20 protein-coding genes and 1 other RNA gene are annotated in these 26522 nt (G+C 57.5%); 13 read left to right on the forward strand and 8 right to left on the reverse strand.

Features of this window, described 5'->3' with window-relative positions; all coding sequences use genetic code 11:
* The first annotated feature begins 122 nt into the window (after positions 1-122).
* The 6 genes from V0R60_RS21535 (at position 123) to V0R60_RS21560 (ending at position 8291) form a co-directional block, all read left to right on the forward strand.
* Entirely contained in the window at positions 123-1790 is a 1668-nt protein-coding gene (locus tag V0R60_RS21535; RefSeq protein ID WP_330080691.1) for a lactate permease LctP family transporter, read from the forward strand.
* A 68-nt stretch (positions 1791-1858) separates the two neighbouring features.
* On the forward strand, positions 1859-3004 hold the full coding sequence (lldD, locus tag V0R60_RS21540; RefSeq protein WP_136474420.1) for an FMN-dependent L-lactate dehydrogenase LldD: 1146 nt from the start codon (positions 1859-1861) through the stop codon (positions 3002-3004).
* Positions 3005-3086: 82 nt separating this feature from the next.
* Complete coding sequence (locus V0R60_RS21545) at positions 3087-5897, forward strand: FAD-binding and (Fe-S)-binding domain-containing protein (RefSeq protein WP_330080690.1); 2811 nt, start codon at positions 3087-3089, stop codon at positions 5895-5897.
* Positions 5898-6062: 165 nt separating this feature from the next.
* Complete coding sequence (locus V0R60_RS21550) at positions 6063-6356, forward strand: hypothetical protein (protein WP_136474418.1); 294 nt, start codon at positions 6063-6065, stop codon at positions 6354-6356.
* A gap of 102 nt (positions 6357-6458) precedes the next feature.
* Positions 6459-6850, forward strand: a transfer-messenger RNA (tmRNA) gene (ssrA, locus tag V0R60_RS21555).
* A gap of 184 nt (positions 6851-7034) precedes the next feature.
* Positions 7035-8291, forward strand: a complete 1257-nt coding sequence (locus tag V0R60_RS21560) for an integrase domain-containing protein (protein ID WP_330080689.1) — start codon at positions 7035-7037, stop codon at positions 8289-8291.
* A 16-nt stretch (positions 8292-8307) separates the two neighbouring features.
* On the opposite strand, the gene V0R60_RS21565 is transcribed toward V0R60_RS21560, so the two are convergent.
* Both V0R60_RS21565 and V0R60_RS21570 read right to left on the reverse strand, forming a co-directional pair.
* Positions 8308-10035 (reverse strand): hypothetical protein, encoded by a 1728-nt coding sequence (locus V0R60_RS21565; protein WP_330080688.1) that lies wholly within the window; start codon positions 10033-10035, stop codon positions 8308-8310.
* 33 nt (positions 10036-10068) lie between these two features.
* The gene (locus V0R60_RS21570) at positions 10069-11220 is read right to left on the reverse strand and encodes a dsDNA nuclease domain-containing protein (RefSeq protein WP_330080687.1); all 1152 of its coding nucleotides are present in this window, start codon (positions 11218-11220) and stop codon (positions 10069-10071) included.
* 249 nt (positions 11221-11469) lie between these two features.
* Between V0R60_RS21570 and V0R60_RS21575 the strand changes: the two genes are divergently transcribed.
* The 7 genes from V0R60_RS21575 to V0R60_RS21605 all read left to right on the forward strand — a co-directional run bounded on the left by V0R60_RS21575 (position 11470) and on the right by V0R60_RS21605 (position 16206).
* The gene (locus V0R60_RS21575) at positions 11470-11799 is read left to right on the forward strand and encodes a hypothetical protein (protein ID WP_330080686.1); all 330 of its coding nucleotides are present in this window, start codon (positions 11470-11472) and stop codon (positions 11797-11799) included.
* 92 nt (positions 11800-11891) lie between these two features.
* Positions 11892-12860 carry a DUF932 domain-containing protein gene (locus V0R60_RS21580; protein ID WP_330080685.1) on the forward strand — a complete coding sequence of 323 codons (969 nt, stop codon included), beginning with the start codon at positions 11892-11894 and terminating at the stop codon, positions 12858-12860.
* 75 nt (positions 12861-12935) lie between these two features.
* Positions 12936-13940, forward strand: coding sequence for a YqaJ viral recombinase family nuclease (locus tag V0R60_RS21585; RefSeq protein WP_330080684.1), 1005 nt, complete (start codon positions 12936-12938; stop codon positions 13938-13940).
* A gap of 89 nt (positions 13941-14029) precedes the next feature.
* Positions 14030-14980 (forward strand): recombination directionality factor, encoded by a 951-nt coding sequence (locus tag V0R60_RS21590; RefSeq protein ID WP_330080683.1) that lies wholly within the window; start codon positions 14030-14032, stop codon positions 14978-14980.
* Entirely contained in the window at positions 14952-15449 is a 498-nt protein-coding gene (radC, locus tag V0R60_RS21595) for a RadC family protein (protein WP_330080682.1), read from the forward strand. Before V0R60_RS21590 ends, radC begins: the two co-directional genes overlap by 29 nt.
* A 13-nt stretch (positions 15450-15462) precedes the next feature.
* Positions 15463-15672, forward strand: coding sequence for a hypothetical protein (locus V0R60_RS21600; protein WP_330080681.1), 210 nt, complete (start codon positions 15463-15465; stop codon positions 15670-15672).
* Positions 15673-16041: 369 nt separating this feature from the next.
* On the forward strand, positions 16042-16206 hold the full coding sequence (locus tag V0R60_RS21605; protein WP_330080680.1) for a hypothetical protein: 165 nt from the start codon (positions 16042-16044) through the stop codon (positions 16204-16206).
* 143 nt (positions 16207-16349) lie between these two features.
* On the opposite strand, the gene V0R60_RS21610 is transcribed toward V0R60_RS21605, so the two are convergent.
* From V0R60_RS21610 to V0R60_RS21635, 6 genes are all read right to left on the reverse strand, one after another.
* Positions 16350-19103 carry a phospholipase D-like domain-containing anti-phage protein gene (locus V0R60_RS21610; protein WP_330080679.1) on the reverse strand — a complete coding sequence of 918 codons (2754 nt, stop codon included), beginning with the start codon at positions 19101-19103 and terminating at the stop codon, positions 16350-16352.
* 11 nt (positions 19104-19114) lie between these two features.
* Positions 19115-22060: an anti-phage-associated DUF1156 domain-containing protein gene (locus V0R60_RS21615; protein ID WP_330080678.1), complete on the reverse strand. Its 2946-nt coding sequence runs from the start codon at positions 22058-22060 to the stop codon at positions 19115-19117.
* 83 nt (positions 22061-22143) lie between these two features.
* The gene (locus V0R60_RS21620; protein WP_330080677.1) at positions 22144-22419 is read right to left on the reverse strand and encodes a DarT ssDNA thymidine ADP-ribosyltransferase family protein; all 276 of its coding nucleotides are present in this window, start codon (positions 22417-22419) and stop codon (positions 22144-22146) included.
* A complete protein-coding gene (locus tag V0R60_RS21625; protein WP_330080676.1) occupies positions 22416-23042 on the reverse strand; it encodes an anti-phage-associated DUF3780 domain-containing protein in 627 nt (208 codons plus the stop codon). Before V0R60_RS21625 ends, V0R60_RS21620 begins: the two co-directional genes overlap by 4 nt.
* 2 nt (positions 23043-23044) lie before the next feature.
* A complete protein-coding gene (locus tag V0R60_RS21630; protein ID WP_330080675.1) occupies positions 23045-26170 on the reverse strand; it encodes an anti-phage-associated DUF499 domain-containing protein in 3126 nt (1041 codons plus the stop codon).
* Positions 26167-26364, reverse strand: a complete 198-nt coding sequence (locus tag V0R60_RS21635; protein WP_330080674.1) for a hypothetical protein — start codon at positions 26362-26364, stop codon at positions 26167-26169. The genes V0R60_RS21630 and V0R60_RS21635 overlap by 4 nt, the downstream gene beginning before the upstream one ends.
* Between the last annotated feature and the right edge of the window lie 158 nt (positions 26365-26522).

A 26522-nucleotide genomic window follows, 5' to 3' on the forward strand; every position in this document is an offset into this window, starting at 1 on the left:
TTTCTTGGGACAAATTGACACACCCACAGAGAGGCTTTTAACCTAGCGCCTCGACATTGTAAATTGGTCTTACCAATTATCCAATATCAATGCTGACCAACAACAATTAGGGGCCACCCCATATGCAAACCTGGCAACAGCTCTACAGTCCGCTTGGTAGTCTTGGCCTGTCCGCACTCGCGGCAGTCATCCCGATCGTATTCTTCTTCCTTGCCTTGGCAGTGTTCCGCCTCAAGGGTCACGTGGCTGGCAGCATCACGCTGGGCCTGTCGATCCTGGTAGCGATCTTCGCCTTCCAGATGCCCGCCGACATGGCGCTTGCCGCCGCCGGATACGGTTTTGCCTATGGCCTGTGGCCGATTGCCTGGATCATCGTTGCCGCGGTGTTCCTCTACAAACTGACGGTCAAGAGCGGTCAGTTCGAAGTCATCCGCAGCTCGGTACTGTCGATCACCGACGACCAACGCCTGCAGGTGCTGCTGATCGGCTTCTGCTTCGGTGCCTTCCTTGAAGGTGCAGCTGGGTTCGGTGCCCCTGTAGCCATTACCGCTGCCCTGCTGGTAGGCCTGGGTTTCAACCCGCTATACGCCGCAGGCCTGTGTCTGATAGCCAACACCGCGCCAGTGGCGTTCGGCGCCTTGGGCATTCCGATCATCGTTGCCGGCCAGGTAACGGGTATCGACGCGTTCAAGATCGGTGCTATGACCGGCCGCCAACTGCCGCTGCTTTCGCTGTTCGTACCGTTCTGGCTGGTGTTCATGATGGACGGCCTGCGCGGGGTGAAAGAAACCTGGCCTGCCGCTCTGGTCGCCGGCCTGAGCTTTGCCGTTACCCAGTACTTCACCTCGAACTTCATTGGCCCGGAACTGCCGGACATCACCTCGGCCCTGGCCAGCCTGATTTCCCTGACCCTGTTCCTCAAGGTCTGGCAGCCTAAGCGCTCGTTCACCAGCGCTACCGGCAGCGTCGGCGCTGCGGTGGTCAATGGCGGTGGCAGCCAACCGTCGCCTTACAGCTTCGGCGAGATTTTCAAAGCCTGGTCACCGTTCCTGATTCTCACCGTATTGGTCACCATCTGGACCCTGAAACCGTTCAAGGCGGCCTTCGCGGCTGGCGGCTCGATGTACAGCTGGGTGTTCAACTTCGCGATTCCGCACCTTGACCAATTGGTGATCAAGACCGCACCAATCGTCGCAACCCCAACGGCAATCCCTGCGGTATTCAAACTCGACCCGATTTCCGCCACCGGTACCGCGATTTTCTTCTCGGCGCTGATTTCCATGCTGGTACTGAAGATCAACTTCAAAACTGGTCTGACCACTTTGAAAGAGACCTTCTTCGAACTGCGCTGGCCCATTCTGTCGATCGGCATGGTGCTGGCCTTCGCTTTCGTCACCAACTACTCGGGCATGTCGTCGACAATGGCCCTGGTACTGGCTGGTACTGGCGCAGCGTTCCCGTTCTTCTCGCCGTTCCTTGGCTGGCTGGGCGTATTCCTGACCGGTTCCGACACCTCGTCGAACGCACTGTTCAGCTCCTTGCAGGCAACGACTGCGCACCAGATCGGCGTCAACGACACCTTGCTGGTTGCGGCTAACACCAGCGGCGGCGTAACGGGCAAGATGATCTCGCCTCAGTCGATCGCCGTAGCCTGCGCGGCCACCGGCCTGGTCGGCAAGGAATCGGACCTGTTCCGCTTCACGCTCAAGCACAGCCTGTTCTTCGCCACCATCGTCGGCCTGATTACCTTGATCCAGGCCTATTGGCTGACCGGCATGCTGGTTCACTAAAGTGACAGAGGTCGGGCGCGCTGCAACGCGCCCGGCATCCGCTCCTTCAATCGACGCAGCGAGACCACATGATCATTTCTGCCTCTACCGACTACCGCGCAGCCGCCCAACGCAAGCTGCCGCCGTTCCTCTTCCACTACGCAGACGGCGGCGCCTACGCCGAGTACACGCTGCGTCACAACGTTGAAGACCTGGCTAGCATTGCATTGCGTCAGCGCGTGCTGAAAAACATGTCCGAGCTGAGCCTTGAGACGCAACTGTTCAATGAGAAATTGAGCATGCCGGTGGCCCTGGCACCGGTCGGCCTGACCGGCATGTATGCCCGCCGCGGCGAGGTGCAGGCAGCTCGCGCAGCAGCGGCCAAAGGCATCCCGTTCACCATGTCGACCGTTTCGGTGTGCCCGATCGAGGAAGTTGCCCCGGCCATCGACCGCCCGATGTGGTTCCAACTGTATGTCCTCAAAGACCGCGGCTTCATGCGCAACGCCCTGGAACGTGCCAAGGCTGCCGGTGTTACCACCCTGGTATTCACTGTAGACATGCCGGTACCTGGCGCCCGCTACCGCGACGCCCACTCAGGCATGAGCGGCCCGAACGCACCACTGCGTCGCGTCTGGCAGGCCATGACCCATCCGCAATGGGCCATCGACGTCGGCCTGCTGGGCAAGCCGCACGACCTGGGCAACATCTCCACCTACCGTGGCAGCCCGACGGGCCTTGCCGACTACATCGGCTGGCTGGGCAACAATTTTGACCCGTCGATTTCCTGGAAAGACCTGGAGTGGATCCGCGAGTTCTGGGATGGCCCAATGGTGATCAAGGGCATTCTTGACCCGCAAGACGCCAAGGATGCGGTGAAATTCGGTGCCGACGGCATCGTCGTCTCCAACCACGGCGGCCGCCAACTCGACGGCGTACTGTCCAGCGCGCGCGCCCTGCCGGCAATCGCCGACGCGGTGAAAGGCGATCTGAAAATTCTTGCCGACTCCGGCATTCGCAGCGGTCTCGATGTGGTGCGCATGATTGCCCTGGGCGCAGACACCGTATTGATCGGCCGAGCATTCCTCTACGCCCTGGCCACCGCGGGTGAAGCCGGCGTGAAGAACCTGCTGGATCTGTTCGAGAAGGAAATGCGCGTGGCCATGGTGCTGACTGGCGCCAAAACCATCAGCGAGATCACCCGTGACTCGTTGGTACGCGAACTGGGCGCGTGATCTACCCACGCCCGCACCAATCACCGCCTGATTGACCGAGGTATACGGCGCACCAGACGCCGTGGCCTCGCGAGGAGTTTGCATGAGTCTGCCCGCCGCGTTCCTCGACACGGTTGAACACCTGATACCCCGCGAGCGACGCTTCGACGATCCGCTCTCGACCCTGGCTTTCGGCACCGATGCCAGTTTCTACCGCCTGATCCCGAAACTGGTGATTCGCGTCGAGAGCGAAGACGAAGTCGCAACCCTGCTCAAGGTCGCACACGCCGAAAAAGTAGCGGTAACCTTCCGCGCTGCAGGCACCAGCTTGTCCGGCCAGGCGGTGAGTGATTCAGTACTGCTGGTGCTGGGCGATAACTGGAATGGCCACGATATCCGCAAAGACGGCACGCAGATTCGCCTGCAACCCGGCGTCATCGGCGCCCAGGCCAACGCCTGGCTGGTACCGTTCGGCCGCAAGATCGGCCCGGACCCGGCCTCGATCAACGCCTGCAAGATCGGCGGCATCGTCGCCAACAACGCCAGCGGCATGTGCTGCGGCACTGCGCAAAACACCTACCACACCCTCGCCGGCATGCGCCTGTTGCTGGCAGACGGCACCTTGCTTGACAGCGAAATACCAGAAAGCGTCAGCCGCTTGCGTGAGACCCACGGTGCGCTGCTTGAGCAGCTCGCTGAGCTTGGCCGGCAAACCCGCGCCAATACCGACCTGGCGGCAAAGATTCGGCACAAATATCGACTGAAGAACACCACTGGCCTGTCCCTCAATGCCCTGGTCGACTACGACGAACCTTTGGACATTCTCACCCACCTGATGGTCGGCTCCGAGGGCACACTCGGCTTTATCAGCGCCGTGACCTACGACACCGTGCCGGACCATCCGCACAAAGCCAGCGCGTTGATCGTCTTCCCGGATGTCGAGACCTGCTGCAAGGCAGTGCCGGTGCTCAAACAACAGCCAGTCTCGGCCGTTGAACTGCTTGACCGCCGCAGCCTGCGCTCGGTGGAAAACATGAAGGGCATGCCGACCTGGGTGAAAACCCTGTCGCCAGGTGCGTGCGCGTTGCTCATCGAATCGCGTGCGGCAACCCAGACGCTGCTGCATGAACAACTGCAGCACATCAGCGCTTCCATCGCTGAATTCCCGGTCGAAAAGCAGGTCGATTTCAGCGAAGACCCCGTGGTCTACAACCAGCTCTGGCGGATTCGCAAAGACACCTTCCCAGCGGTGGGTGCAGTACGCGAGACCGGCACCACGGTCATCATCGAAGACGTGACCTTCCCCGTCGAAAAGCTCGCCGAAGGTGTGAACCGGCTGATCGAGCTGTTCGACAAACACAGCTACGACGAAGCGATCCTGTTCGGCCATGCCCTGGAAGGCAACTTGCATTTCGTCTTCACCCAGGGCTTCGACTCGCCTGAACAGGTGGCGCGCTACTCAGCGTTCATGGACGACGTCGCGCAACTGGTGGCGGTGGAATACGGTGGTTCGCTCAAAGCCGAACACGGCACCGGGCGCAACATGGCCCCCTTCGTTGAGTTGGAATGGGGCAGCGATGCCTACCAATTGATGTGGCAGCTCAAGCGCTTGCTCGATCCGGCCGGCATCCTCAACCCAGGGGTGGTGCTGACCGACGACCCACAACTGCATTTGAAGAATCTCAAGCCGCTGCCAGCCGCTGACGAAATCGTCGATAAATGCATCGAGTGTGGTTTCTGCGAGCCCGTGTGCCCTTCCAAAGGCCTGACGCTCAGCCCACGCCAGCGCATCGTCATGTGGCGCGATATCCAGGCCAAGAAACGGGCCGGCGAAGACACCCGGGAACTTGAGCGCGACTATCAGTACCAAGGCATCGACACCTGCGCCGCCACGGGACTGTGTGCCCAGCGTTGCCCGGTGAGTATCAACACCGGCGAACTGGTCAGAAAGTTGCGCGGTAAAACCGCCGATCACATGAAAACAGCCGATTGGCTGGCGGAGAACTTCCACACCGCCCTCAGCGGTGCTCGCCTGACCCTACGCGCCGCCAATGGCGCACGCAAGCTCCTCGGCGCACCCCGTCTGAGCCGCATGAGCGCGAGCTTGAGCAAGCTGAGCCACGGCCGTGTGCCGCAATGGACAGCGGCCATGCCACAGCCGCTGAAGCCGCTGCAACTGCCTACCACCAGTAACGACGCACGCCCTCGCGTGGTCTACCTTGCCGCTTGCGTTTCGCGAGTAATGGGCCCGGCAGCAGCCGACCACGAGCAAACCTCGCTGCTGGACAAAACCCGCGGTCTGCTGGAAAAGGCCGGCTATCAGGTGGTGTTCCCGGAGAACGCCGACAGCCTCTGCTGCGGTCAGCCGTTCGCCTCCAAGGGCTATGCCGAACAGGCCGAACACAAACGCCAGGAGATGATCAACGCCTTGCTGTTGGCCAGTCGTGGCGGACTCGACCCGATCTACTGCGACACCAGCCCATGCACCTTGCGCCTGGTTCAAGATCTGGCTGAAACCCGCCTGGACCTCTACGACCCTGTGCGTTTTATTCGCAGCCACTTGCTCGACAAACTGGAGTTCACCCCGCAGGACGAGCCGATCGCTGTACACGTGACCTGCAGCACCCAACACCTGGGCGAGAGCCAGGCACTGATCGACCTGGCCCGGCGTTGCAGTAAAGAGGTGGTGATTCCGGAAGGTATTCACTGTTGCGGCTTTGCTGGCGACAAAGGCTTCACCACGCCGGAACTCAATGCCCACTCGCTGCGCAGCCTCAAAGATGCCGTGCAATATTGCAGCGAAGGCATATCCACCAGCCGCACCTGTGAGATCGGCCTGTCGAACCATGGCGGAATCGATTATCACGGCCTGGTGTACCTGGTAGATCGCGTGACCCAGCCACGGATCGCGTAACACCTACCCCGCAGCAAAGCAGTTCAGGCCGCCCCCCAGCGCCGCCTGAACTGCGCCCTCCAGGCTCTATCGTGCGATAGACCACATTCACCTGAACCCCTGGCAAGCGGTGTAGTCCATCGAATAAGGCCTCCTTCCGAGGTCGTACCCGCCAAGGAGATTCACATGAAGCGTACAGCGATTTCCGGACTGTTCCTTACTGCCGCATTGCTTGCCTCACCTGTGTTTGCTGAAGATGACCTTTGCACCCTCAACCTGCAAAAAATCGACGATGCCACGGCCACTGCCGGCGCTGGCGCCATGGCCGAAGGCACAAACGACAGCATCAAAGACCAAGTCAGAGACGCCAAGGCGGCACAAGCCGCGGGTAACACCAAGGACTGTATCGCTATCACCACCAAAGCCTTGGACACCCTGGAAAAAGCCGACAAAAGCAGCAACGGCGGCAGCAGCCAGTAACCTTGAGCCATGCGACGCCAGAGCAGCAGTCGACGTCGCCTGACCGATGGCGTATACTCGCCCACAAGCGTTGAAAAACGCTACAGCTAGAGCGCAACACATGGGGCCGATTAGGATTCGACGCCGGTAGTGAAACTCTAGGTGCATGCCGAGTTGGTAACAGAACTCGTAAATCCACTGTTGCAACTTTCTATAGTTGCCAATGACGAAAACTACGAGGGTTACGCTCTCGCTGCGTAAGCAGCTGAGCCCGCTCTCCTGGTAGCTTCGGCTCCAGCAATCATTAGGGGATGCCTGTAAACCCGAAGTGATTGTCATACAGAACAGGATCGCCGTGCAGTACGTTGTGGACGAATCGGCTAAAACTTACACAACTCGTCCAAAGCACCCTGCCCGTCGGGCGGCTGCGGATTAACTCAATAGACACGGCTAAGCATGTAGTACCGAAAGCGGAGCACTGGCGGACGGGGGTTCAAATCCCCCCGGCTCCACCAAATAATCATCTAAAGACGTCCACGGACGTCTTTTTTTGTGCCTGAAACTCAGTAAATACGGGACTTTCAGCGCTATCAGCGTCCACGGACGTCCATCAGCAGCCACGACTTCTGGCATTCCAAATGGCATTCCAAGCCCGTAGGTGCTAATTTTTGGAATGCCAAAATCAATACTGGAATGCCAATGTGCGCACAAGCTACCCGCCTCACTGAACTCAAAATCAAATCTGCCAAGCCTGCTGAAAAGGACTATGTCCTATTTGATGGCGGCGGACTTCAAATGCGAGTGAGAAGCAATGGCTCTAAGCTGTGGAACTTCAACTATCGACACCCTGTGACGAAGAAGCGGATCAACATGGGACTGGGAACCTTCCCTGAAGTCTCGTTAGCGCAAGCACGCAAGGGTTCCATTGAAGCGAGGGAAGCACTTGCCCATGGCATCGACCCTAAAGAGAAACGGGATGCTGTGCTGCAAGCTAAACAAGCCGCGACTGAGCACACATTCCAGAATGTGGCGACGTCCTGGTATGAGCTGAAGAAAGATGCTGTGACGTCGGCCTACGCTGAGGACATCTGGCGCTCGCTAACGCTGCACGTATTCCCGGACTTGGGCTCCACACCGATCTCAGCCATCAGCGCACCTCAAGTCATCAACCTGCTCCGACCACTCGAAACCAAGGGCAGCCTTGAAACCGTGAAGCGGCTGACGCAGCGGCTCAACGAGATCATGACTTACGGGGTCAACTCGGGACTGATTCACGCGAACCCGCTCAGCGGTATCCGCTCCGTCTTCAAGAAACCGAAAAAGAAAAACATGGCGGCATTGCCCCCCGATGAGTTGAAAGAACTCATGGTGGCAATAGCCAATGCCAGCATAAAAAGAACAACCCGCTGCCTGATCGAGTGGCAGCTCCACACCATGACACGGCCAGTGGAGGCAGCAACCACCCGCTGGGCAGATATCGACATCGAGAAGAAGATCTGGACAATTCCTGCGGAGCGCATGAAGAAGCGCCGCACGCACATTGTCCCGCTCACGGAGCATGCTCTCGCGCTCCTGGAGGCGATAAAACCCTATAGTGGACATCGGGAGTACGTGTTCCCCGCAGACCGGAACCCCCGCACACACTGCAACAGCCAGACTGCCAACATGGCGCTTAAGCGAATGGGTTTCGAGGGGCGTCTGGTCAGCCACGGCATGCGCTCAATGGCCAGCACCATCCTCAACGAGCACGGCTGGGATCCGGAACTGATCGAGGTAGCACTTGCCCACGTCGACAAAGACGAGGTTCGTAGCGCCTACAACCGGGCGGACTATATCGAGCGCAGGCGTCCGATGATGGTCTGGTGGAGCGAACACATTCAAGAAGCAGCGACGGGCAACCTCTCGGTATCCGCCATCAAGGATACTCGGGACAGAAAAGTCGTTTCGATTCGCTGACAAATAAACGACCAGGTCACCGCGCTGCGGTGTCGCCCTGCTCCTCAATATCGGACTTCATCGTTGCATACATTTCTTTGAGCAATGGTTCAACAATACTCTCAGCCTCACCCCATTGGTCCTCACGCAACATTGAGTACTTCACGTCCAAATGTATTTCTCTATCGAAGGGGAAATCTGTTGAGGTCTCCAAGCCAACAATTAGCTGCATGTCCTTTGGCAATTCCTCGGCTATGAAATGGAGCACAGCAGGAAGATTAATGTCATCCTGAGCTTGTTGGTTTGGCGAGTCAATTACGACAGGTACGTCATAAGTTCCGGTCACCCCCTGACAGGTTCGCCACAACGCAGCATAGTAAGCGAGAATTGACCGAGGGCCTCCGCTTCCAGATAGATCAGGACGACCCGTAAGCTTCATCTTTGATGCATCAACAGGAGGTAACTGCAGGGCAACACGACCGGTCATGTAGTAGGATCTAAAGTCGTCTAATATCGCTCGCGTTCTTTTCGCGGCACGTAACGACTTCATCTTTTCTTCTAAAGCATCGACCGCGCCAAGAGCCTTATCGATGGCCTCTTGTAGATGCTTACGCTCAGCTTCAAAGGCAGCAAACGCACTCTCTGCCCCCATACTGCCAACGACATCTTGAAACTTTAACTCTCCTTTGCGTGTATCCAATAGCTTTGAGATTCGCTGATAGTTGCCATTTAGGGTACTCAACTCTGCCAACGCGGTGCCGCATCGACGCCGTACCTGATTTGCGTCATCTCTAAGGCGCCCAGCGAGCTCTCGGAGCACACGCGCATCTTCAGCAAAATTGAGCAAATCAAGGAATGACTTGGTGTGCTCGGCGTTGCAAGTCGGACAAATCAGCGGCTCTGAATCTCCAGCGCGCAAGTATTTCGCATCATGGTCATAAGCCGCTAGCGCATCGTCGGCCAATCGAATCTGCTGCTCCAGACTCGAAAGCAAGTCTTGCTCACGAACAGCTGCATTTCGTAGCACTTCCTGCCTCTGATTAAGCTCATTAACCTCTTGGGTCAGCAGAGCAATCTCGTCTGCAAAATTCTCGGCACTGACCTTTGGCCCGCATAAAGGAAGCGTGCGACTGAATCGTTCTATAGTACGCTCAAGGAGTTTGTACTCACGCCGATGCTCCTCAAGAACCTTAGACTCTTGAGCCTTCTCAGCCCTAGCACGGTAGTACTCAGGAGGACAAACGCCGGTGAAATACTCCAAGATGGAGCCCCAAGGCGAGCTAAACCTTTTGAGTCCACCAAATGTGTTCCATTCAGCCTGCCAACTGCCGTCTTGGTTTACATAGAAAGGCAAGAAAAAACATGCCGGATCGGCAGGCCGGATCTCAGATTCCTTCTTATCGGTAAACACCAAGTTAAAGTCAGTAATATCACAAAAACTCTCCGACCATTCACCAAAATTTGAAGTCGCGACAATCATCTCGCGATTGGCGTTGAACAAAGCACGCCGCCCACTCTGGTGTAGTGCGAAAAAGTTACGTCCATCGATAGAAAACTCAAGGAGACAAGCCGTGTTTTTGTCCCACGCCTCTAACTTACCCTGAGGTTTTGCGCCAAGAGTTTCAAAGAGGCTCCTTATCAGACTGGTCTTGCCTGTGTGGTTCCTTCCCCTCAATAAGTTCTTCTTCGGGTGAAAATTGACGTGCCGCGCTTTCCTGTCGCGATGCGAGAGGAGCCAGATGTTTACGAAGCGGAAGCTTTTCATAGTTCTTTGTTCTCAAGCTACGAACGAGAAGTCTCAGTTCTGGTCCACGCATTTCTTAATAGCCCTCATCGCAAAGCGCGCTAGGAGTTCTGCATCGCGAAAACCACTAAAATTTTTCCTCAGCGCAGAAAGCGCCATCTCGAAATACGGTAACAAGCCGGATCCGCGCGCATTGGAGTCGAGCCAGGCATCGCAGAAATCATGGAGTGGCTGAACAGTGGGTAGGGTTGCTCCCGTAAGTTGCTCTCTCACGACTCGGGCAGCTTGTGCGCGTATAGCTGTTACCTCCATGAAGTCCATGCCCTCATTCTGCAGTTGTGTAAGCCAGTCATTTAGATAGGCAGAATGGTCGGGGACGGTCTCAAGCGCACCTAGCGCAGACATAAACTCCTGCCGAGAGAACCCACGCTGCTTCACGAGGTCATCGAAGGAGGAACACGTATCGGTGTGTCGGCCCAAAGGTGAAATTTTCGTAACAAGAGACTCCACGAAGGATGCTGCCTGGCCCGCATGGCGCGGACTGCGTTCTGTTAAAAGCTCTAAAACCGACTTGATGACATGGCTGCTGGGCTCATCGGGGTGAATGGCGACCCTCTTGAGCCTGATCTTCGTTAGGTCGGGGGCAGGTGAGCCATCTATCGCAAGTGTTTGCAAGGCTTGGGTCAAAAATTGCACATGCTCAAGGGCAAAGTCCGCTAGCGAACAAGGCATCGACGTTGCAGCATTTCCTCCAGCCGCAAGAGGGATATCGCAGCCAGCGTTTGAGATGAAGTACGCCTCGACTGGGAGTTTGTCGAAGGCAGCAAGACTGAGCTGAAGCTTTCCCAGTGCGCTATCACTGACTTTCGTAAACGTAGGAGATGCTACCTTCGAGCTTTTCTTCTTCGGAGGCGCTGTTGTTCCAGTGAGCACAGACCAGCTCCACTCTCCACGGTCCTTCTTCTTTACCTGATAAACGCGAGCACGCGCGGGCGAGCTTGCTGAATCCAGCTCCGTGACATCTTGCACAGTTTCGAAGAGGAGCAAGAAGTCCGGCTCATTCGCCTGCTCCATTTCAACCATTCGAAGCACTGCCCACCAACGCTGAAAGTCCACCCCCTTCGCCCCGTGGCCTCCTCCTGTCTCCGCGAGGCCAGCTTTGTTTGCGACGAGCAATAATTCTGCGGCGCCAGCCGATATGGTCAAAGCATCCTCCCTCTGCGCTATTGTCACCAACGATGGCCGCCCTAGTGATTCCGTTTCGATATCATCGGCCACATTCAGGGGAACTGTAAAGGATGGGAACTAACCGTTGCCTTGATACACGGAGCCGGTATTGAGGACGTCAAGCGGCACAAGTCGAGGAGCGATTTGTCATCGCGCAACCAGATTCAACTCGAAAAAATCTTGATCACACATAACAGCAATGACATCAACATCAAGGAGGTTCGTCCCATGTCATTGCAGTGCCCCCGTTGTCATTCTCCCAAAGTCGCCTCGTTCCATCACGCCATGAAAGTCGGCGCGGCCATAGGCACCGTTGGCGGTGTTGCGCGTGGCGTCAGTGCTGCCCTGGCTGGTGGGCAGGCCGGAGCAGCTATCGGCGCTATCGCCGGGCCAGTTGGCATCACCCTCGGCTCCGTATCGGGCGCCATCCTCGGCGGCCTGGCCGGAGGTGTCGGTGGCTGCGCACTCGGCGCTCAGCTCGGCGAGTCGCTCGACCGCCACGTCCTGGCCCACAACCTCTGCCTACTCTGCGGTCACCGCTTCAACCTCCCGACCTAACCAAGTCAACTTCCCTTCTATTTATTACTTCCGGTCGGTGCTGCGCCTCGCGCAGCGCTCTATGCCGGCCTGCACCCAAAGGAATCGTTCACATGGCACATCTCGTCGAAACCATGGCCTACGCTGGCGCTACTCCGTGGCACGGCCTGGGCAATCAACTCACTCAGAAACAACCCATCGAAGTCTGGCAACGCGAAGCCGGTATGGACTGGCAGATCCAGGAAAGCCCCGTGCATTTCAAGTCGGATTCCGTCGGCCATCTGGGCGCGATCTACTCCTTCCCCGAGCAGAAGGTGCTGTATCGCTCCGACACCAAGGCACCACTGTCGGTAGTTTCCAACCGCTATCACACCGTGCAGCCGCGCGAGGTGCTGGAGTTTTATCGCGATCTCACCGAGGTCTCCGGCTACGAGTTGGAAACGGCTGGCGTGCTCAAGGGCGGGCGCAAGTTCTGGGCACTGGCGCGCACGGGGCAAGGCGCGGCGCTCAAGGGCAACGACCAAGTGAATGGCTATCTGCTGCTGGCGACCTCCTGCGACGGCACTCTGGCCACCACCGCCACGCCAACTACCATGCGGGTGGTCTGCAACAACACCCTGACCATCGCCCTGAACGGCACCAGCCGAGCGATCAAGGTGCCGCACAACACCCGCTTCGACCCCAAGGCGGTAAAGAAGCAACTCGGTATCGCCGTCTCGCAATGGGACGACTTCATGTACCGCATGCGCGTGCTGGCCGAGCGCAAAGTGCAGTGGCATGAGGCGCTTGGCTTCTTTAGGAACGTGCTGTGCGAGACCAGCCCGACCGGTGCTCTGCCGGATCAACTGCCCAACGAGCGTGCCCTGCGCAAGGTCCAGGAACTGTACGAAGGCCATGGTCGCGGTAGCCAGCTGGATTCGGCACGCGGCACCGCCTGGGGCTTGCTCAATGCCGTGACCGAGTTTGTCGACCACGAACGCCGCGCGCGTAGCAACGAGTACCGCATGGACTCGGCCTGGTTCGGCCAGGGCGCGCAGATCAAGCAACGCGCCCTGGATGCCGCGCTGCAGCTTGTCGCTTAACCCTCACTTACCTCACTCCTCGCGCCCGGTCAGCCTTGTGCTGGTCGGGCGTTTTTATGTCTGCAGGTGAATACCATGAAAGCAACGTCATTGAACGGCAGCACCCGCAAGAAACGCCCTGCCCTGCGCCTGGTCAGCACCAAAGAGCTACCGCGCGAGGACTGGTTGCAGATCCGCAAGAAAGGCATCGGCAGTTCGGATGCCGCCGCTGCGGTGGGGCTGAATCCCTACAAGTCGCAGCTAGAACTGTGGCTGGAGAAAACCGGTCGCGATGCTGGGCTACCGAAGGTTGATCCTCACGATGAGGAAAACCCGATGTACTGGGGCAATGTCCTAGAGCCCATCGTGGCTTGGCACTACAGCAAACGCACCAAGCACAGAGTCCGTCGCATCAACGCCGTGCTGCAGCATCCGGATCCGGAGTTGCCTTGGATGCTCGCCAACATCGACCGCGAGGTGATCGGTGCCGACGATGTACAGATCCTCGAATGCAAGACCGCTGGCATAAACGGGGCACGCCTCTGGAAGGAAGGCGTGCCCGAGTATGTTCAGCTTCAGGTGATGCACCAGCTCGCCGTCACCGGCAAGCAGGTGGCGGATGTGGCGGTGCTGCTCGGTGGCCAGACGCTGGAGATCCACCGCATCGAGCGGGACGAGCAAATGATCGCGCGCCTGATCGAGCTGGAGCGCACGTTCTGGCAGTACGTGGAGACCGATACGCCACCGCCAGCCGATGGCACCGCCTCTGCTGAATCCGCATTGCGCTGCCTGTATCCGGAGGACAATGGTCAGGTCGTCGACTTCAGCAGTCATGCCGGACTGAGCGCTGCCTTCATTGAGCTCAAGGCCATCCGCCAATCGATTGCCGATAAGGAAAAGCGTGAAGCCGAGCTCAAACAGATGCTTCTGCACGCCATGGGTAATGCCAGCCGGGCGGAGTTCACCAGCGGCTACGTCAGTTGGCGCAAAGCCAAGGACAGCGTCGGCCTCGATGTCGCCCAGTTGCTCCAGGACAAGCCCTACTTGCAGGCCAAGTACCCACTACTGAAAACCGGTGCGCGGCGCTTCCTGGTCGGCTGATTTTCACTTCCCTCACTCCCTTCCCCCTTGGCCAGTCCATGCAGTTCGCGCTGCGTGGCTGGCCTTTTTTCATTTCCAGGAGAACCACCATGCTGAAAGGCTTAGCCCTGACGCCCCCAGTGCTCGGGCGCATCTCCATCGGTAAGGTCATCGAGAAGAACGGCAAGCGTCTGCCAGAAAAGGATGACCAGTTCACCATCACCTCCCAGGTACAAGGCAAGGATGGCTGGCTGCTGCACCCGCTCAATGAGGGGCTGCGTCAGGGTAAGGACGACAAGCTGCGCAGCATTCCGGTACGTCTGCTGTTCAACGAGCCGGAGTTGAACTTTCGTGCCGACTACACGCTGTTTGATCGGCAGTCCGGACGACCTCTGTGCGTGGGCAACGGTGAGACCTGCAAGCGCATCACACAGGACGGGGTACAGTCGCTGCCCTGCCCTTCGCCCGATGCCTGCCCGCTGGCCAAGGGTAATGCCTGCAGGCCCTACGGACGGCTGAACGTGGTCATTGGCGATGAGGATCCGCTCGGTAGCTTCATGTTTCGCACCACCGGTTTCAACAGCATCCGCACCCTCGCCGCCCGGCTGCGTTACTTCCAGGCCATCTCCGGCAATCGCCTGGCATGCCTGCCGCTGGAATTGCGTCTGCGTGGCAAGTCCACCCGCCAGAGCCATGGGACGCCAATCTTCTACGTTGACCTGACAGTACGCGGCTGCATGGACATGGCCGAGGCGCTGCTGGCCGCCATTGAGCTCGATTCGCAGCGGCAAGCGACAGGCTTCGATCAAACCGCGCTGGATGAAGCGGCGCAACGTGGCTTCGCCAATGGCACGTTCGAGGACAGTGAGGAGGATGCCGGCACCATCGTCGAAGAGTTCTACCCCGTCGAAGAAAGCTACTCCCCTGCCATCAACATTCCCCAGCGATCCGCGAAAAACAGCCTGGCCGAGAAGCTGGAGGCGCAAGCCCAGCGCCATACCCCACCAACTGAATACCACCAAGGAGCCCAGTATGCGCCTGCACAAGCTGAAGACCAGTGACTCGACCGGCACCTACCTGGTCGAGTCACCGGTAACCGAAACCGACATCCTGCTGATGGCCCGGCAGTTGGCGAACCTGCGTCTGCGCCGGGGACGAGCACTGACCTCACCGAAGGCGGTGTTCAGCCACCTGCAGGCGATACTCGCCGACTACGAGCATGAGGTCTTCGCCCTGCTCCTGCTCGACAGCCGGCATCGTATTATTGCCTTCCAAGAGATGTTTCGGGGCACGCTCGACGGCGCCAGCGTCTATCCACGCGAGGTCGTCAAGGCAGCCTTGGAGCACAACGCCGCCGCCATGGTCCTGGTGCACAACCATCCCTCCGGGGACCCCGAACCCAGCCAGGCTGATCGCAACCTGACCCACAAACTGAAGGAGGCACTGAGCATGGTCGGGGTGCGGACGCTAGACCACATCATCGTAGGTCGCGAAGGCTGCCTATCACTGGCAGAACAGGGTCACCTGTGAGGATAAAACGAAGATGACGCTACTACGGATTTTGGCTGCCGTGTTTATGTTCGTGGGCATTCTCTCCGGTTGCCTGGCACTCCTGCTGTTGCTGATTCTGCTGATGCGCTTTCCGCTCCTGCTGATCGCCGTGCTGCTGGCGTGCTGGATCCTCTGCCGACTGCTGAAACTTTTCCGGACGTCAGAGGCAGCACCGACAAAGCCGCCCACCTCCTTGCAGTGACCCTCCCCCGTAAGCAGCCAGGCAAACCCTGGTTGCTCTAACCCTCCGCAGGAAGAATGAAGATGAACAGGCAATGTTTAAGGCCGTGTGACGAGTGACGCCGCCAAGGGCCTTGCGCTGTTGGTCGGGCTGATCGATGGTACAACTCAAGGAGCTCGAAGCACACCGCCCGCTGTGAAGTTACCCCTGAGGCCATTGATCTCGAAGGTCTCTCGGCTGCGTACGAGACTTTCGATCTGCGCTTCGTTCAGTCCAGTACGTAGCGTGGCAGGCACAGGAAGGAAGTGTACAAGCAGCGGCGCAACGGTCACCTGCCACCTCGGCTCAGTCAGAATGCCGGAAGTGAAAAGTGCCTGGTGCAATCCACGCATGAATGATGACTGCTACATCAACGAGAAGAAGGTGCCTATCGCTGACCTTGGCAAGTGGTTGCCTGCTGTTGCTGAATCGAGCATCGACCAGTTGGGCGGCTACTGCGAGGCCGTCCTCTGCTTCGATAGCAAAGATCAACCTCTGGGTTACATACTTCAGTAACTCGCGGTAAACAGCCCAGAGTGAGCAGCTTACCGGCTGCTCACTCTGGGCTGTTTCCAGAATTCTTTTTTCATTTCGACCGAGCTCAAATTCCGTTCACGTCGGCCCTGAGCTGGTGCAGCCGCTAATTTCCTTTGACGACATCATCCCCAAGCGGCACTCATTAGAGTGGTCAGATCGCGTCGCGAAAGCACCTCAGTGAATTCGCGCCAATCTTTCTCCGGCGGTATCATGGTGCCGGTGTAGCGTAAGTCGAAACCGGTCGCGGTCTTTTGGGAATTGATGTATTCATCCAAGCGTTCGCCCAACGTTTCGATGTCTTCGATCCACTCATCCTTGATTGTGTCCGGTAGAGAACCGAAAAGGTCATAACGATTTTTCATGCGCTCGGACAGGCGTTCGTAGATCTTCTCGTCCACCGTCTGCTCAAACACAAGGTTCAACATGTCCACAGTCTCACGCCGTTGACCAAAGCGTTTGATACGGCCGATGCGCTGCTCCAACCGCGTTGGGTTCCACGGCAAGTCAATGTTAATCAGAGTACCCAGTGTTTGCAGGTTCAGACCTTCACAGGCGGCATCGGTGGCCACCATCACGCGGATCTGGTGCTCAGCGACCATACGTTTGAGAGTTTCACGCTCGACGCTCACACTCTCGCCACTTTGATAAAGACGACTGCGACCTGCACCTGCGTATAGGCCAACCGCTTCCTCAGGGTAACGGGCAGCAAGCGAATCAGCCAACCATTTCGCCGTGTCGTAATACTGGCTAAAGATAATGACGCCCAGATCCAGCCATTTCTCCTTGTCGAGGAAGTGAACAACAGCCTCCATCTTTGGATCTGCATCCAGCCGCTCCAGCCGGGCAATTAGGCGCTGCAAAACCTCGCGCTCCTCACTCGTCTCAACGTTGACGTCACCTTCTCGCTCCTCATCCTCCTCATGAACAGCATCACCTTCCAGCAAGCGCCGTGCCGTTGAGAGGCCCGCGTGAATGCTGGAGCAAATGCGCTGTTCCATTAGGTTCTTCATGAAGCCGCTGCCCTTACCACGCCTGGCCAGTGCTTTGCCAAACGCTCGCGCCTCGCTGTATGCCTGCCGGAAGTTCTCGGAGGTTCGAAGAGCCTTGCCTTCAAACAACATATCAAATGCCTGCTGCTCGGACGCGTACTCACGCTCGGGATGGACATCTACCCCAACCGGGGTCAATAAAGGCTTGCCGTCCTTGTCCTTAGTCTCTTCAAGCTGCAGGCGCTTGCGCAAAACCACGTGGCGTACCAGCGGGTTCTCACGCTGGAACAACGTAGCCCCGGCAATACGGCGATCAAGTTCCTCCTCCAGAATTTCCCGCGTTTCCTCTGTAAGCTCAGCCAGCGAACGGTTGGTCTGCCAGTCGCCATTTTGCAAACCCAAGTCTTGCCGAATTGCAGAAAACAAGCGCCGGGCGCGAGGCTCACTGGTCGACTCCGTGCGCGGCAACGGCGACCGCAGCAACTCCCACGCATCAGACAATTTCTCCACTTCTACGCGCCCAGAAAGGATTTCGAGCACCTCACCAGGCCGGTGCCACGGAGCAAGGTCGTGGCCGAGTACAAAGCGGCCTGGGCCTTGATGTAAGATACCCAGCAAGTCCCATAGATCGGCAGCGTTTGTCTGGATCGGCGTGGCTGTGCCCAGAAGCACATGATCTGCACGAGCGGCAATATCACGCATGAAGGCCAGCAATTCGTTTGGTGTTCCAGCTACTTTTCCGAAGCCCTGGCGGGTTCTTGCCTTGTGCGCTTCGTCCAGAATCACTACGCCGAAACGCATACCAAGCAAATGCTGCTTCTCCAGCGAATCGCGCATCATCAGGCCAGTGGAAACAATGCCGATGCGCATCGGGCAATGGGCAATCTGCTCACGCCCTGCTGGCGACAGCACGCGCTCGTCAACATCTAGCCAGACCTTGCCCACGGTATCCCAACGGGCGGTCGGGATGCCCAACTTATCCAGCATCTCGGTCTGCCATTGTTCGGTCAGCGTGGCAGGGGCAAAAATCACTACCGGACGACGCGGTCCATTGTCCTTGTCGGATAACAGGCACAGCGTCAGCGCGGCGGTGGCCAGCGACAGCGTCTTGCCCAGCCCTACTTCGTCCGCCAGTAGCAGACGCACTGTGCCGTACAAACGCTGGTGACGCAGACACTCTGTCAGGAATCCCTGCTGCCATGGCTGTAACTGCTGACCTTCGCGGTACAGCGGTGATTCGATCAATGCCGCAGGTGCAAGATTCTCGTCATCATCGATTTCGATGAACTCAATTTCTCGCCGATATCCACGCCGGTGCACCTCACGCATGACTGCCTGTGGAAGCGGTTTTGCGGCGTTCCAGAGAAAATCAAACTCTTCCTCGATCCACGCCACGCCCTCCGGGGACTCGTCTTCCCACAGGATTTCGTAGTGGCGCTGCCAGCCGCTGCGCGTCTCATTCATCGAACCAATGAAACCCAAGCGACGACCATCCGCCAAGGTAATCACGCCTGCCTTGCCGTGCACAAAACCGCAGATGTCGTCTGGTGCGATGCGCACCGCCTGCCCATGCTTGCCCAGGAAGGCATCTAGCCTACGATAGCGTTCGCGGTTCAGCAGTACCTCGGCCTCCAGGGCACGCTCGTTCCAGCGACCCAGCATCTTACTCTCACGCAGTTGCGCCACTTTCAGGTCGTCCGGGTGGATATCCACATTACAGACGATCTTCACCTCGGGAATGTGTTCGAGCGCCTCACCTGCCACCTCAAATAGAGAACTAGTGAAGTAGCCAGCAATACGCTTGTAGCTCCTGGCACCAACCAGATGCTGCATCAGGAAACTGGCATCCAGCCGATGGGTACGTGAAGAAAAACGCCGGATGCTCATCTCTCAAGTCCTCACTCGCCGAAGCGCAGGTTCTTCAGGCGCGCGGCCAGCACCTCGGCCGCAGAGCGAACCTCGGACTCCGGAGCTTTGCGCTCTATGAAAGCCAACATGTCCACTAGCAGCGAACGGGCTTCTAGGAAGTCCGCCATTTCAGCGCGTAAATGCTCGACGATAACCTGTGCTTCGCTGCCTTTGAGCATTTGCTGCAACGCGATAAAGAGCTGTCCCAGCCGCGTAACACCGAACTCGGTAGTATCCGTCAGATCGCGCGAAGCGTATTCACCAACTAGTTTGAGACGCGCATTGTTGGCCCGCATATCGCCCATCACACGGGTGTAGTCCGAAACGCGAAAAGCCTTGGCGAAGTTTTGATAGTTGTCTAGTTTGGTCGCACCTGCGGTTTCCATATCCATCATGCGCAGTACAAAACGTTCAATGCCAGTAAGACGCTCCCAAGCTTCTGTGGTCAGGCCGTCGGGCACCAGCAGACTGGAGGCTGTTTCCGACGCTTGTTGGACAATCTCGTCCACTACAGTCACTTCACTACGTGCGCGAGGGCGCAGGGCGAAGGTAGTGACGTCCTCATCACCGATGCGAGTATAGGCAGTCAGCACTTTGAGCGCTGCCGCGTATCCGGCCATTTGCAGATCGGAGTCGCCCCATACCGGCTCGCCGTGATGCGCTTCTACGGCGTCGTTCAGGTGCATCATGGTTTCGATCTGGCGCGCAACCTCTTGCCGCACGGCGGGTAGCAAACGTTGCTTGAAACCAGTGCGCTCGCCCGCAGCACGCTTCTTCAACATCAGAATAACGGTTCCCTGGACGTAACCGCCTTTCTTAAGCTCGGAAGTGGTTTCGGTGGCGATGTACCAAGCGGCCACCACCTGCAGTCCCGCCGCCCAGAAGATGCCGATTAGATCGCCCCAAACAGCGGTATCCTGATGGGTAAACATCACGCACTGCATGCCGTTGTCGGGCATGTGCTCCGCCATCGCCTTGTAGGCAGACACCATGCCATGGCGGAAGTCTTCGCCTGAACCTTTGACAGCCAGAGCACGGCGTGAATCCCATACCCAGTCATTAAAAGGCTTGGGCGGGTTCTTACGCAGCCAGGCGATGAAGAACTCGGTAATCTCGTGATAGTTCACCGCATCGGCGTAAGGCGGGTCGGTTATGAATAGATCGCAGTCGCTCGAAACCTCAGCGGCAGGGAGACAACGCTGTTCAAGCCGAGGACCGTTTGGTATCGGCGAACCGCTCACTTTGGCGTCCAGTGCGTCGAGTAAATAGCGGGAGGCACGACAGCCGTAATTATACAGAACGTTCAGTGCCTGGTTGTCGAAAACCTGTTTGGTTCCACCACTTCGCCCCGGACCGTCACCAATCGTCCAGCGCGTCAGACGTGCGCTGGTGTTGATCATCTGGCACAGGCTCAGCGACAGCGTAGAAGTGGTGTGTTTCTTCAACTCTGCATAGAGCAACAACTGCCGAGAATTGAACAAATGATGCCAGTGAGTCCAACCGCGCGTCCGAATCGGCTCATCAGTTTTGTCGCCCGGCTCGATGGCCATATCCGGCACTAAACCCTCGTTTTGCCAGCGGCTCAGGTTCTCGGCGACGAGCTGCTGCACGCGCTGCTCGCGCTGCAGGTCGGCCTCGGTCGGCGCAGCGAAATAAGTCTTTGGCCTCGCGTCCGTCAGCGTGTCCTTGGAAATCCAGTGAATGGCATACAGTCGCTCCTGAAAAACGTCATCTGGTGCAGCAACGAAATCCGCTTTTTCCCATTGCCGGAGACGGTTTCCTGTATTGCCTTGCGAGTCGCGGAAGTCGCCGCGTAGAGTTTTGATCGGAATGCGGAATGTTTTGCCATTCACCTGATACTGCAAATTGCCGTCTTGGACAGTACCAATTGTAGCGGCTCGCATTTCATCTGCCGTAGCTCCGTCTTTGACCTTGATGTCGAATCGCTTATTGACATGATCAGGAACGAGTTGCGCGATGACATTCCCGTTCTTTGAAATGACCCAAGTCGGCGATAGGGGAACCAGCCAGCCAGATTCCGGACAAAGTGTTTCCAAACAGTACAGGAAGGCCTTGGCTTGATTGCCTTTGGCATCCTTTTCGATACCGAGTGCATCCATCGCCGAGGCTACGGCGTTGGCAACTGCTCGATTTTCTTTCTCGATCTCAGCACGGGATTCGCTGCTGGCGCCCACAATGTTGAAAGCGCCCCAAGTCAACATGCAAGCAATGGGATTCAAGTCGGAAGCATAAGCGTCGCAGCCGATACGTGCGGCCTCAAAGGGGATGGAGCCGCCACCGCTAAAGGTATCGCCCACACGCGGACGACGACCGTAGCGCAGGATGCCCAGCTGCTCTACCAGTTCCGGTAGAGATTTCACGTTTACTCCCCAATGAGCGAAGTGGCGATTGACCTCGGCCCATACCGGAGCGTAAAGCCAGTCTTGGTCCACCTCCTCCGGGCGCTTGCCAACATTCGCTTTATCTTCGTAGCTGATAAGGGTATCCAGCGCCTGCCGGTATAGCACCAGCTTGTCATCGTCTGTGATGTCGCGTCGCCAGCCACGTCCCCCAAAGTAGCGCTCCGGGTCACTAATCGGGATCATTTCCTGTAGCTTGGATGCCGAAAATGCATTGGCTGCTAACGCACGACGAGCTAAACCTTCCTCATCGAAGCCCATGAGCTTTTCAAAGAGAGCCAGATCAGCCTCAGCATCGCCGGTGGGCGGCAGCAAGCTGGCCAGTACGATCGCTCGCACCAGAATCAACGGTTTTCGACCTTTCCAGTAAGAGCCCAAGCCCGTCAAAGTTTGTGCTGCGACCGCCTTACGCTCACTTTGAGCCTCAAAAGACACCTTCTGCGCCGGGAAAACCGTCTCGATGAGAGCGGGTAGATCCTTGAGGGCGAGCGGTGTGAGCGTTGTCGTTTTTTCCATGCGTTGTTATTTCCTCAATGCGCTGCCGCGAGTTCAGGCGACAGACAGCCCTGCGAGTGAAGCCGCTCTTCAGCAATGGCAAGTTAGCGCGGCGTAAATTGCTGCTTACGGAGGTTCCAGCCATAGACTTGGCGCGCCACGCTATCATGTTGCGTGGCGCCCTCACGGCTCATCACCCAATGTTCGGTGGTCGAGCGTCGCTGATGGATACCGCTCACGCCGATGTTCGAGCCGGCTGGCGAGCGTCGCACGATTTTCGCATCCCACCATAGAACCCCATCTGCTACGGTAAAAGGCAGGCGATCCAACTGGGCAATGTGATAGATCTTAGGAGATGGCAGCAGAGGTCCGACACTCATGGCACTTCATCTCCGAACAGCCCCAACGAGGGCTGGACAACTTCCGTGGCTGCCTTGGCACGTCGTGCACTGGGGGCAAGCAGCTCACTCTGCGCCACATCGCCCAGGGCATGTTTAAGTGCAGCGCGCCAACCCTTGTCCGTATCCATCACTCCGCCAGTGCTCATAGCGGTCATGCCGAACAACCACCAGCGCTCTTCGGGGCGCAGCGCCAACCAGTTGCGCACGGCAACCGGAATTTTCTCCATCTCCATGTGTTCAACGGCCCAGGCCAGCACACACAGCTCCTTGCCAAGCAAGCGATCCACGAGGTTATCGCCCACTTTCCAAGCGCCAGCTTTGATGCCGTGCACAGCCAAACGGGCATTGAAAGCGCGTTGCACCTCTGCGCGGATAGCGGTCCAGCGCTGGCGATCTAACAGAACGCGATCGATTACCGCGTTGTCGCTACTCGCTGCCTGTAAGCCGAGCTGCTCACTGATTTGCACCTTGCCCGAGCTAGCCTTGGGGATAATCACCAGGAAGTGATGCGGGTCGGAAGTAGCAGGCACACCAAAGCCAAGCGTGTGCGGCATTTGCGCACGCGCTTTCGGCGAAGGGGTGCTGGCTGTGGCTCTGGCCATTTTCACTCTTCCTGGCTAATGTCACCCGGCTTCAGCTCGATCCCAGCGAGCTTGGCGAACTCTTTGAGTTCGAAACCGGTATCGAAAGCAATGCCATCGGCAATGGAGATGTTGAGCGGAGCATCGGGTTCCTTGAGCACATCACGCAGGCCGTTCACCACACCTTCGATGATGGCAGCAGTAACTTCGCGCTCCTGGAAGCGAACGGTTACGGTGTTTTCGCCTTCGCCAATTTCAACCCGAACGCCCTTGAAGCGCGTACCTGGCTGATCGCGGAAGCGATTAATCACGCTAAACACTCGGTCAGTGGTGTCAAGCGCCACGCGTTTGCTTTGCAGGTGCGCAGGCTTACTGTCGAGGATCTGCACGGTCTTGTCACCGCTGGCGGGGATCTGAAAGTCAGCAGTTTTGTTAGCTTCGCCTGCACGAGCAAATACCAACAGGCGGCAGCTTGCGGAGCCGATCTCGAACGGCGCGTCGTAGCGGGCGCCGTCCTTTGGATTTGAGCCGTCTAGGGTGTAAAAGATTTCAGCGTGGGGTGTAGCAGCCAACGTGACGCGGCGCTTATCGGCAGCCGGTTCGATCTGATGGCGAATTTTGAGATCAGCAAGCCAGCGAGTGGCCGGGCCGCTCTCATAACGCCCGGTGGTCTCCTTCACCATGAAGTACACCGTGCCCTCACCGGTAGCAAAGTTATCCAGGTCCTCGACCTTGTTATCCTTTTCGGACACGTCGGGCTTATTCGACCAGTAAACAATGGGGCTGTCACCAGCGTGACGCGGCGTAAGGCTCAGCACCGTTTCACCAGTATCCGACTTAGAGTTTATGACAGAGACGTTGACGGTGGCCTTATCCTTGGGGAATGGCCCCTTCTCGATGTATCCGTCCTCCCCCAAACGCCAGCGGCCTTGCTTTAGCGCTTCAGTCTTGAGCGCATCCATACCACTGGCACCCGGCATCCACGGCCAGATGGGCGAGCACTTGGCGCGAGTGACGACATCCTTCCAAGGCGTGCGGCGATTATCCTTGCCGGACGGCCACAGATATTCCTCTGCCTGAGCAAAATATTCGTCGAAGTTATCCTTACCCAGTTCGGCCACGAGCTTGTAATCGGCTCGGGGATTGGCCAGCAATTTCTCGATCTGTGTTTCAGCGGACTGATCACCCTGGCCAAGCTTGAGGCCTTGATCAATGCTCACCTTGCCCAACTTGTCAGTGCCATCCACCGCATCGTTTACAGGGATATAGAGGCAGTTATAAGCAGCCGACAGCGCCTTGCCGAAACGATCTTCGGATTCTTCAAATCGGTCACGGGCTTCCTCAAACAAGGTATCGCCCGACTTGAGGCGCTTGTGGATTTGTTCGATTGCATAAAGCTCGCGCAAACGCTCTTCTACCGCTTCGGCCAGCAGACTGTCCTGCCCACTCAATACCAGTAAGTTATTCTTTTCTTGCTGGTAGTCGAAGAAGTTCTGCAGCTCATTGGGCGGCATCTTACCATCAGGTTTAATGACAATCAGAGTGCGCGGCCCGCCGAGTTTGAGCTCGTCGAGCTTGGGCAGTACCTGCACATCCTGATAGGCGATCTTACTGACCGGTGCAAGGATGCCTGAGAGGCGATTGATGAGCGCCTGGTCGACCTTAGGTTGCGGCACGTCCTTGGCGTTGCGCTCAATCTGCCGCGAGAGGTTCTCAGTTTCCTTGATGAAGAAACGCTGCTCCTCACGATGCAGGTACCACGCTGAGTCGCGCAGACGCTGCAATGCCTGCAGGAATTCGTCGGGCTTTCGCTGTGGCGCCGCTAGAAACTCGATTAGTTCACTCTCGGTCAGGCCGATACGCCCACCAACAGCACGCGATAGGCTTGATGACAGCAGTAGGGTCATCAATTGCTGCGCGGCATCACCAGCCAGTTCGTCGTCGATATGCTCGGAGATGGCATTGCCCGAGTCGGAGATGTCGCGCGTCACCGCCGGCATCAACTTAGGCGCGATGCGCTCGATTTCGTCCTTGACCTGCTCATCATTGAGATTGAGGTGCTGTGTGCCGACCAGGAAGACATCGTCAGCCTCGCGCTCGTCCACACTCTTGAGCAGACGCGCGGTAAATTGCATCAGGCCACGGGTTTGGCGGAAGCCTTCGTTTTCCTTGAACAGCGCGACGAGGTGCTTGAAGGAAGGATGGAAGGGATAGGTTTCCCGAACCTGCTCGGCGATCTGCTCGATGCTGCTGGCGACGATGTAGCCCCCATCCTCAGCCCTTTTAATCTGTTGCGCGTACTCCTCAGCGATGTCAGAGACAACGCGCTCATCCGGTAGCTCGTCAATTAAACGCTTTTTAAGGATTTCGTAGATTTCGTTGCCTGCCAGTTGCACAGGCGTGATGGTCATCGCCTGGCGGCGGGTTTCCTGTTGCAGGTTAGAAATGGCGTCGGCCAGCGCCTTGGTCTGAGCCTTATAGCTGCCTGAGAGGTTGGCAACCACGATTGCGCAGTTGGGCAATTCCAACGCGGCGCTCATCAAGCTGGAGAGACTGTAGACCGCCATGCTGGCCAGCGTGCCTTGACCGAACACCTGGGTACTGGCGTTGTCGAGATACGGCGGCAACTCATCCAGAAGAATAAGGGTCGGCTGGTCACCAATGATTTCTTTCCACTGCCGCTGATCAACAGCCTTCGGCCCGTTCACCCAAAATGGCTTGATAGCTTCAGCAGCTCCAAGCTGAGTGGCAATGTCACCCCAAATGTAATTATCGGGGTTGTTGCGACCGTTGAACGCAGCGATCCGTGCATGACCAAACTCAACGCGAGAAGCGAGATCAGTAGGTAGGACCTCTTTGCGTAGATGCGGGTGCCTAGAAAGCAGACCCAGAGCGATCATCATGTGCGTCTTACCGCCACCCATCGCTTGGGTCAGTTCGAAGACAGCTTGATCTGACTTACCGGAAAGGCGCAGCAACCCCTCACGGAATAGCTGATCCATGCCGTGGGTAATGAAGTTACGCGAGAAGAACTCGCGCCCGTCACCTTCGTCATTGATGAGGTCAGAGAGATTCTCAATGCCCTGACTCATCCGATAATCGCGGATGATGGGATTGAATCGGCAGGCTTGCTTGACCGTTTTAATCATGAATGCGCTCCATTGCTGTTTTCGGCTTCTTCAGAGTGCACGATCGCAATGCCTTGTCGCTCGCAATGGTCTCGAATGAGGACCTCGACCATATTCGCAATGGATCGGTGCTCCAGATCCGCCGCAATGCGAAGCGCTTCTTTCAGTCCGGGCTCGATACGAAATGTGAGCGTGGCGGTTTTGACGGTGGCCATAGCCTCTCCAGAAACCACTGTAAATGTACTGCACTTTACAGTACCTGCCCTGTATCGACAATTTGAGATGTTTGGAGCGTTGCATCTGCCCCCCTCAACAGATCAAACAGGAATCGCTTACGTAGCGCTGTCCACTCCGCGAGATGGACGTACCCAAA

Origin of the sequence: Pseudomonas auratipiscis (assembly GCF_036324085.1) — a bacterium.
Lineage (GTDB): Bacteria > Pseudomonadota > Gammaproteobacteria > Pseudomonadales > Pseudomonadaceae > Aquipseudomonas > Aquipseudomonas auratipiscis.

Coding starts and splice junctions, on each gene's coding strand:
- V0R60_RS21535 (WP_330080691.1), top strand. CDS start 123: ATGCAAACCTGGCAACAGCTCTACAGTCCGCTTGGTAGTCTTGGCCTG.
- lldD (WP_136474420.1), top strand. CDS start 1,859: ATGATCATTTCTGCCTCTACCGACTACCGCGCAGCCGCCCAACGCAAG.
- V0R60_RS21545 (WP_330080690.1), top strand. CDS start 3,087: ATGAGTCTGCCCGCCGCGTTCCTCGACACGGTTGAACACCTGATACCC.
- V0R60_RS21550 (WP_136474418.1), top strand. CDS start 6,063: ATGAAGCGTACAGCGATTTCCGGACTGTTCCTTACTGCCGCATTGCTT.
- V0R60_RS21560 (WP_330080689.1), top strand. CDS start 7,035: ATGTGCGCACAAGCTACCCGCCTCACTGAACTCAAAATCAAATCTGCC.
- V0R60_RS21565 (WP_330080688.1), bottom strand. CDS start 10,035: ATGAAAAGCTTCCGCTTCGTAAACATCTGGCTCCTCTCGCATCGCGAC.
- V0R60_RS21575 (WP_330080686.1), top strand. CDS start 11,470: ATGTCATTGCAGTGCCCCCGTTGTCATTCTCCCAAAGTCGCCTCGTTC.
- V0R60_RS21580 (WP_330080685.1), top strand. CDS start 11,892: ATGGCACATCTCGTCGAAACCATGGCCTACGCTGGCGCTACTCCGTGG.
- V0R60_RS21585 (WP_330080684.1), top strand. CDS start 12,936: ATGAAAGCAACGTCATTGAACGGCAGCACCCGCAAGAAACGCCCTGCC.
- V0R60_RS21590 (WP_330080683.1), top strand. CDS start 14,030: ATGCTGAAAGGCTTAGCCCTGACGCCCCCAGTGCTCGGGCGCATCTCC.
- radC (WP_330080682.1), top strand. CDS start 14,952: ATGCGCCTGCACAAGCTGAAGACCAGTGACTCGACCGGCACCTACCTG.
- V0R60_RS21600 (WP_330080681.1), top strand. CDS start 15,463: ATGACGCTACTACGGATTTTGGCTGCCGTGTTTATGTTCGTGGGCATT.
- V0R60_RS21605 (WP_330080680.1), top strand. CDS start 16,042: ATGAATGATGACTGCTACATCAACGAGAAGAAGGTGCCTATCGCTGAC.
- V0R60_RS21610 (WP_330080679.1), bottom strand. CDS start 19,103: ATGAGCATCCGGCGTTTTTCTTCACGTACCCATCGGCTGGATGCCAGT.
- V0R60_RS21615 (WP_330080678.1), bottom strand. CDS start 22,060: ATGGAAAAAACGACAACGCTCACACCGCTCGCCCTCAAGGATCTACCC.
- V0R60_RS21620 (WP_330080677.1), bottom strand. CDS start 22,419: ATGAGTGTCGGACCTCTGCTGCCATCTCCTAAGATCTATCACATTGCC.
- V0R60_RS21625 (WP_330080676.1), bottom strand. CDS start 23,042: ATGGCCAGAGCCACAGCCAGCACCCCTTCGCCGAAAGCGCGTGCGCAA.
- V0R60_RS21630 (WP_330080675.1), bottom strand. CDS start 26,170: ATGATTAAAACGGTCAAGCAAGCCTGCCGATTCAATCCCATCATCCGC.
- V0R60_RS21635 (WP_330080674.1), bottom strand. CDS start 26,364: ATGGCCACCGTCAAAACCGCCACGCTCACATTTCGTATCGAGCCCGGA.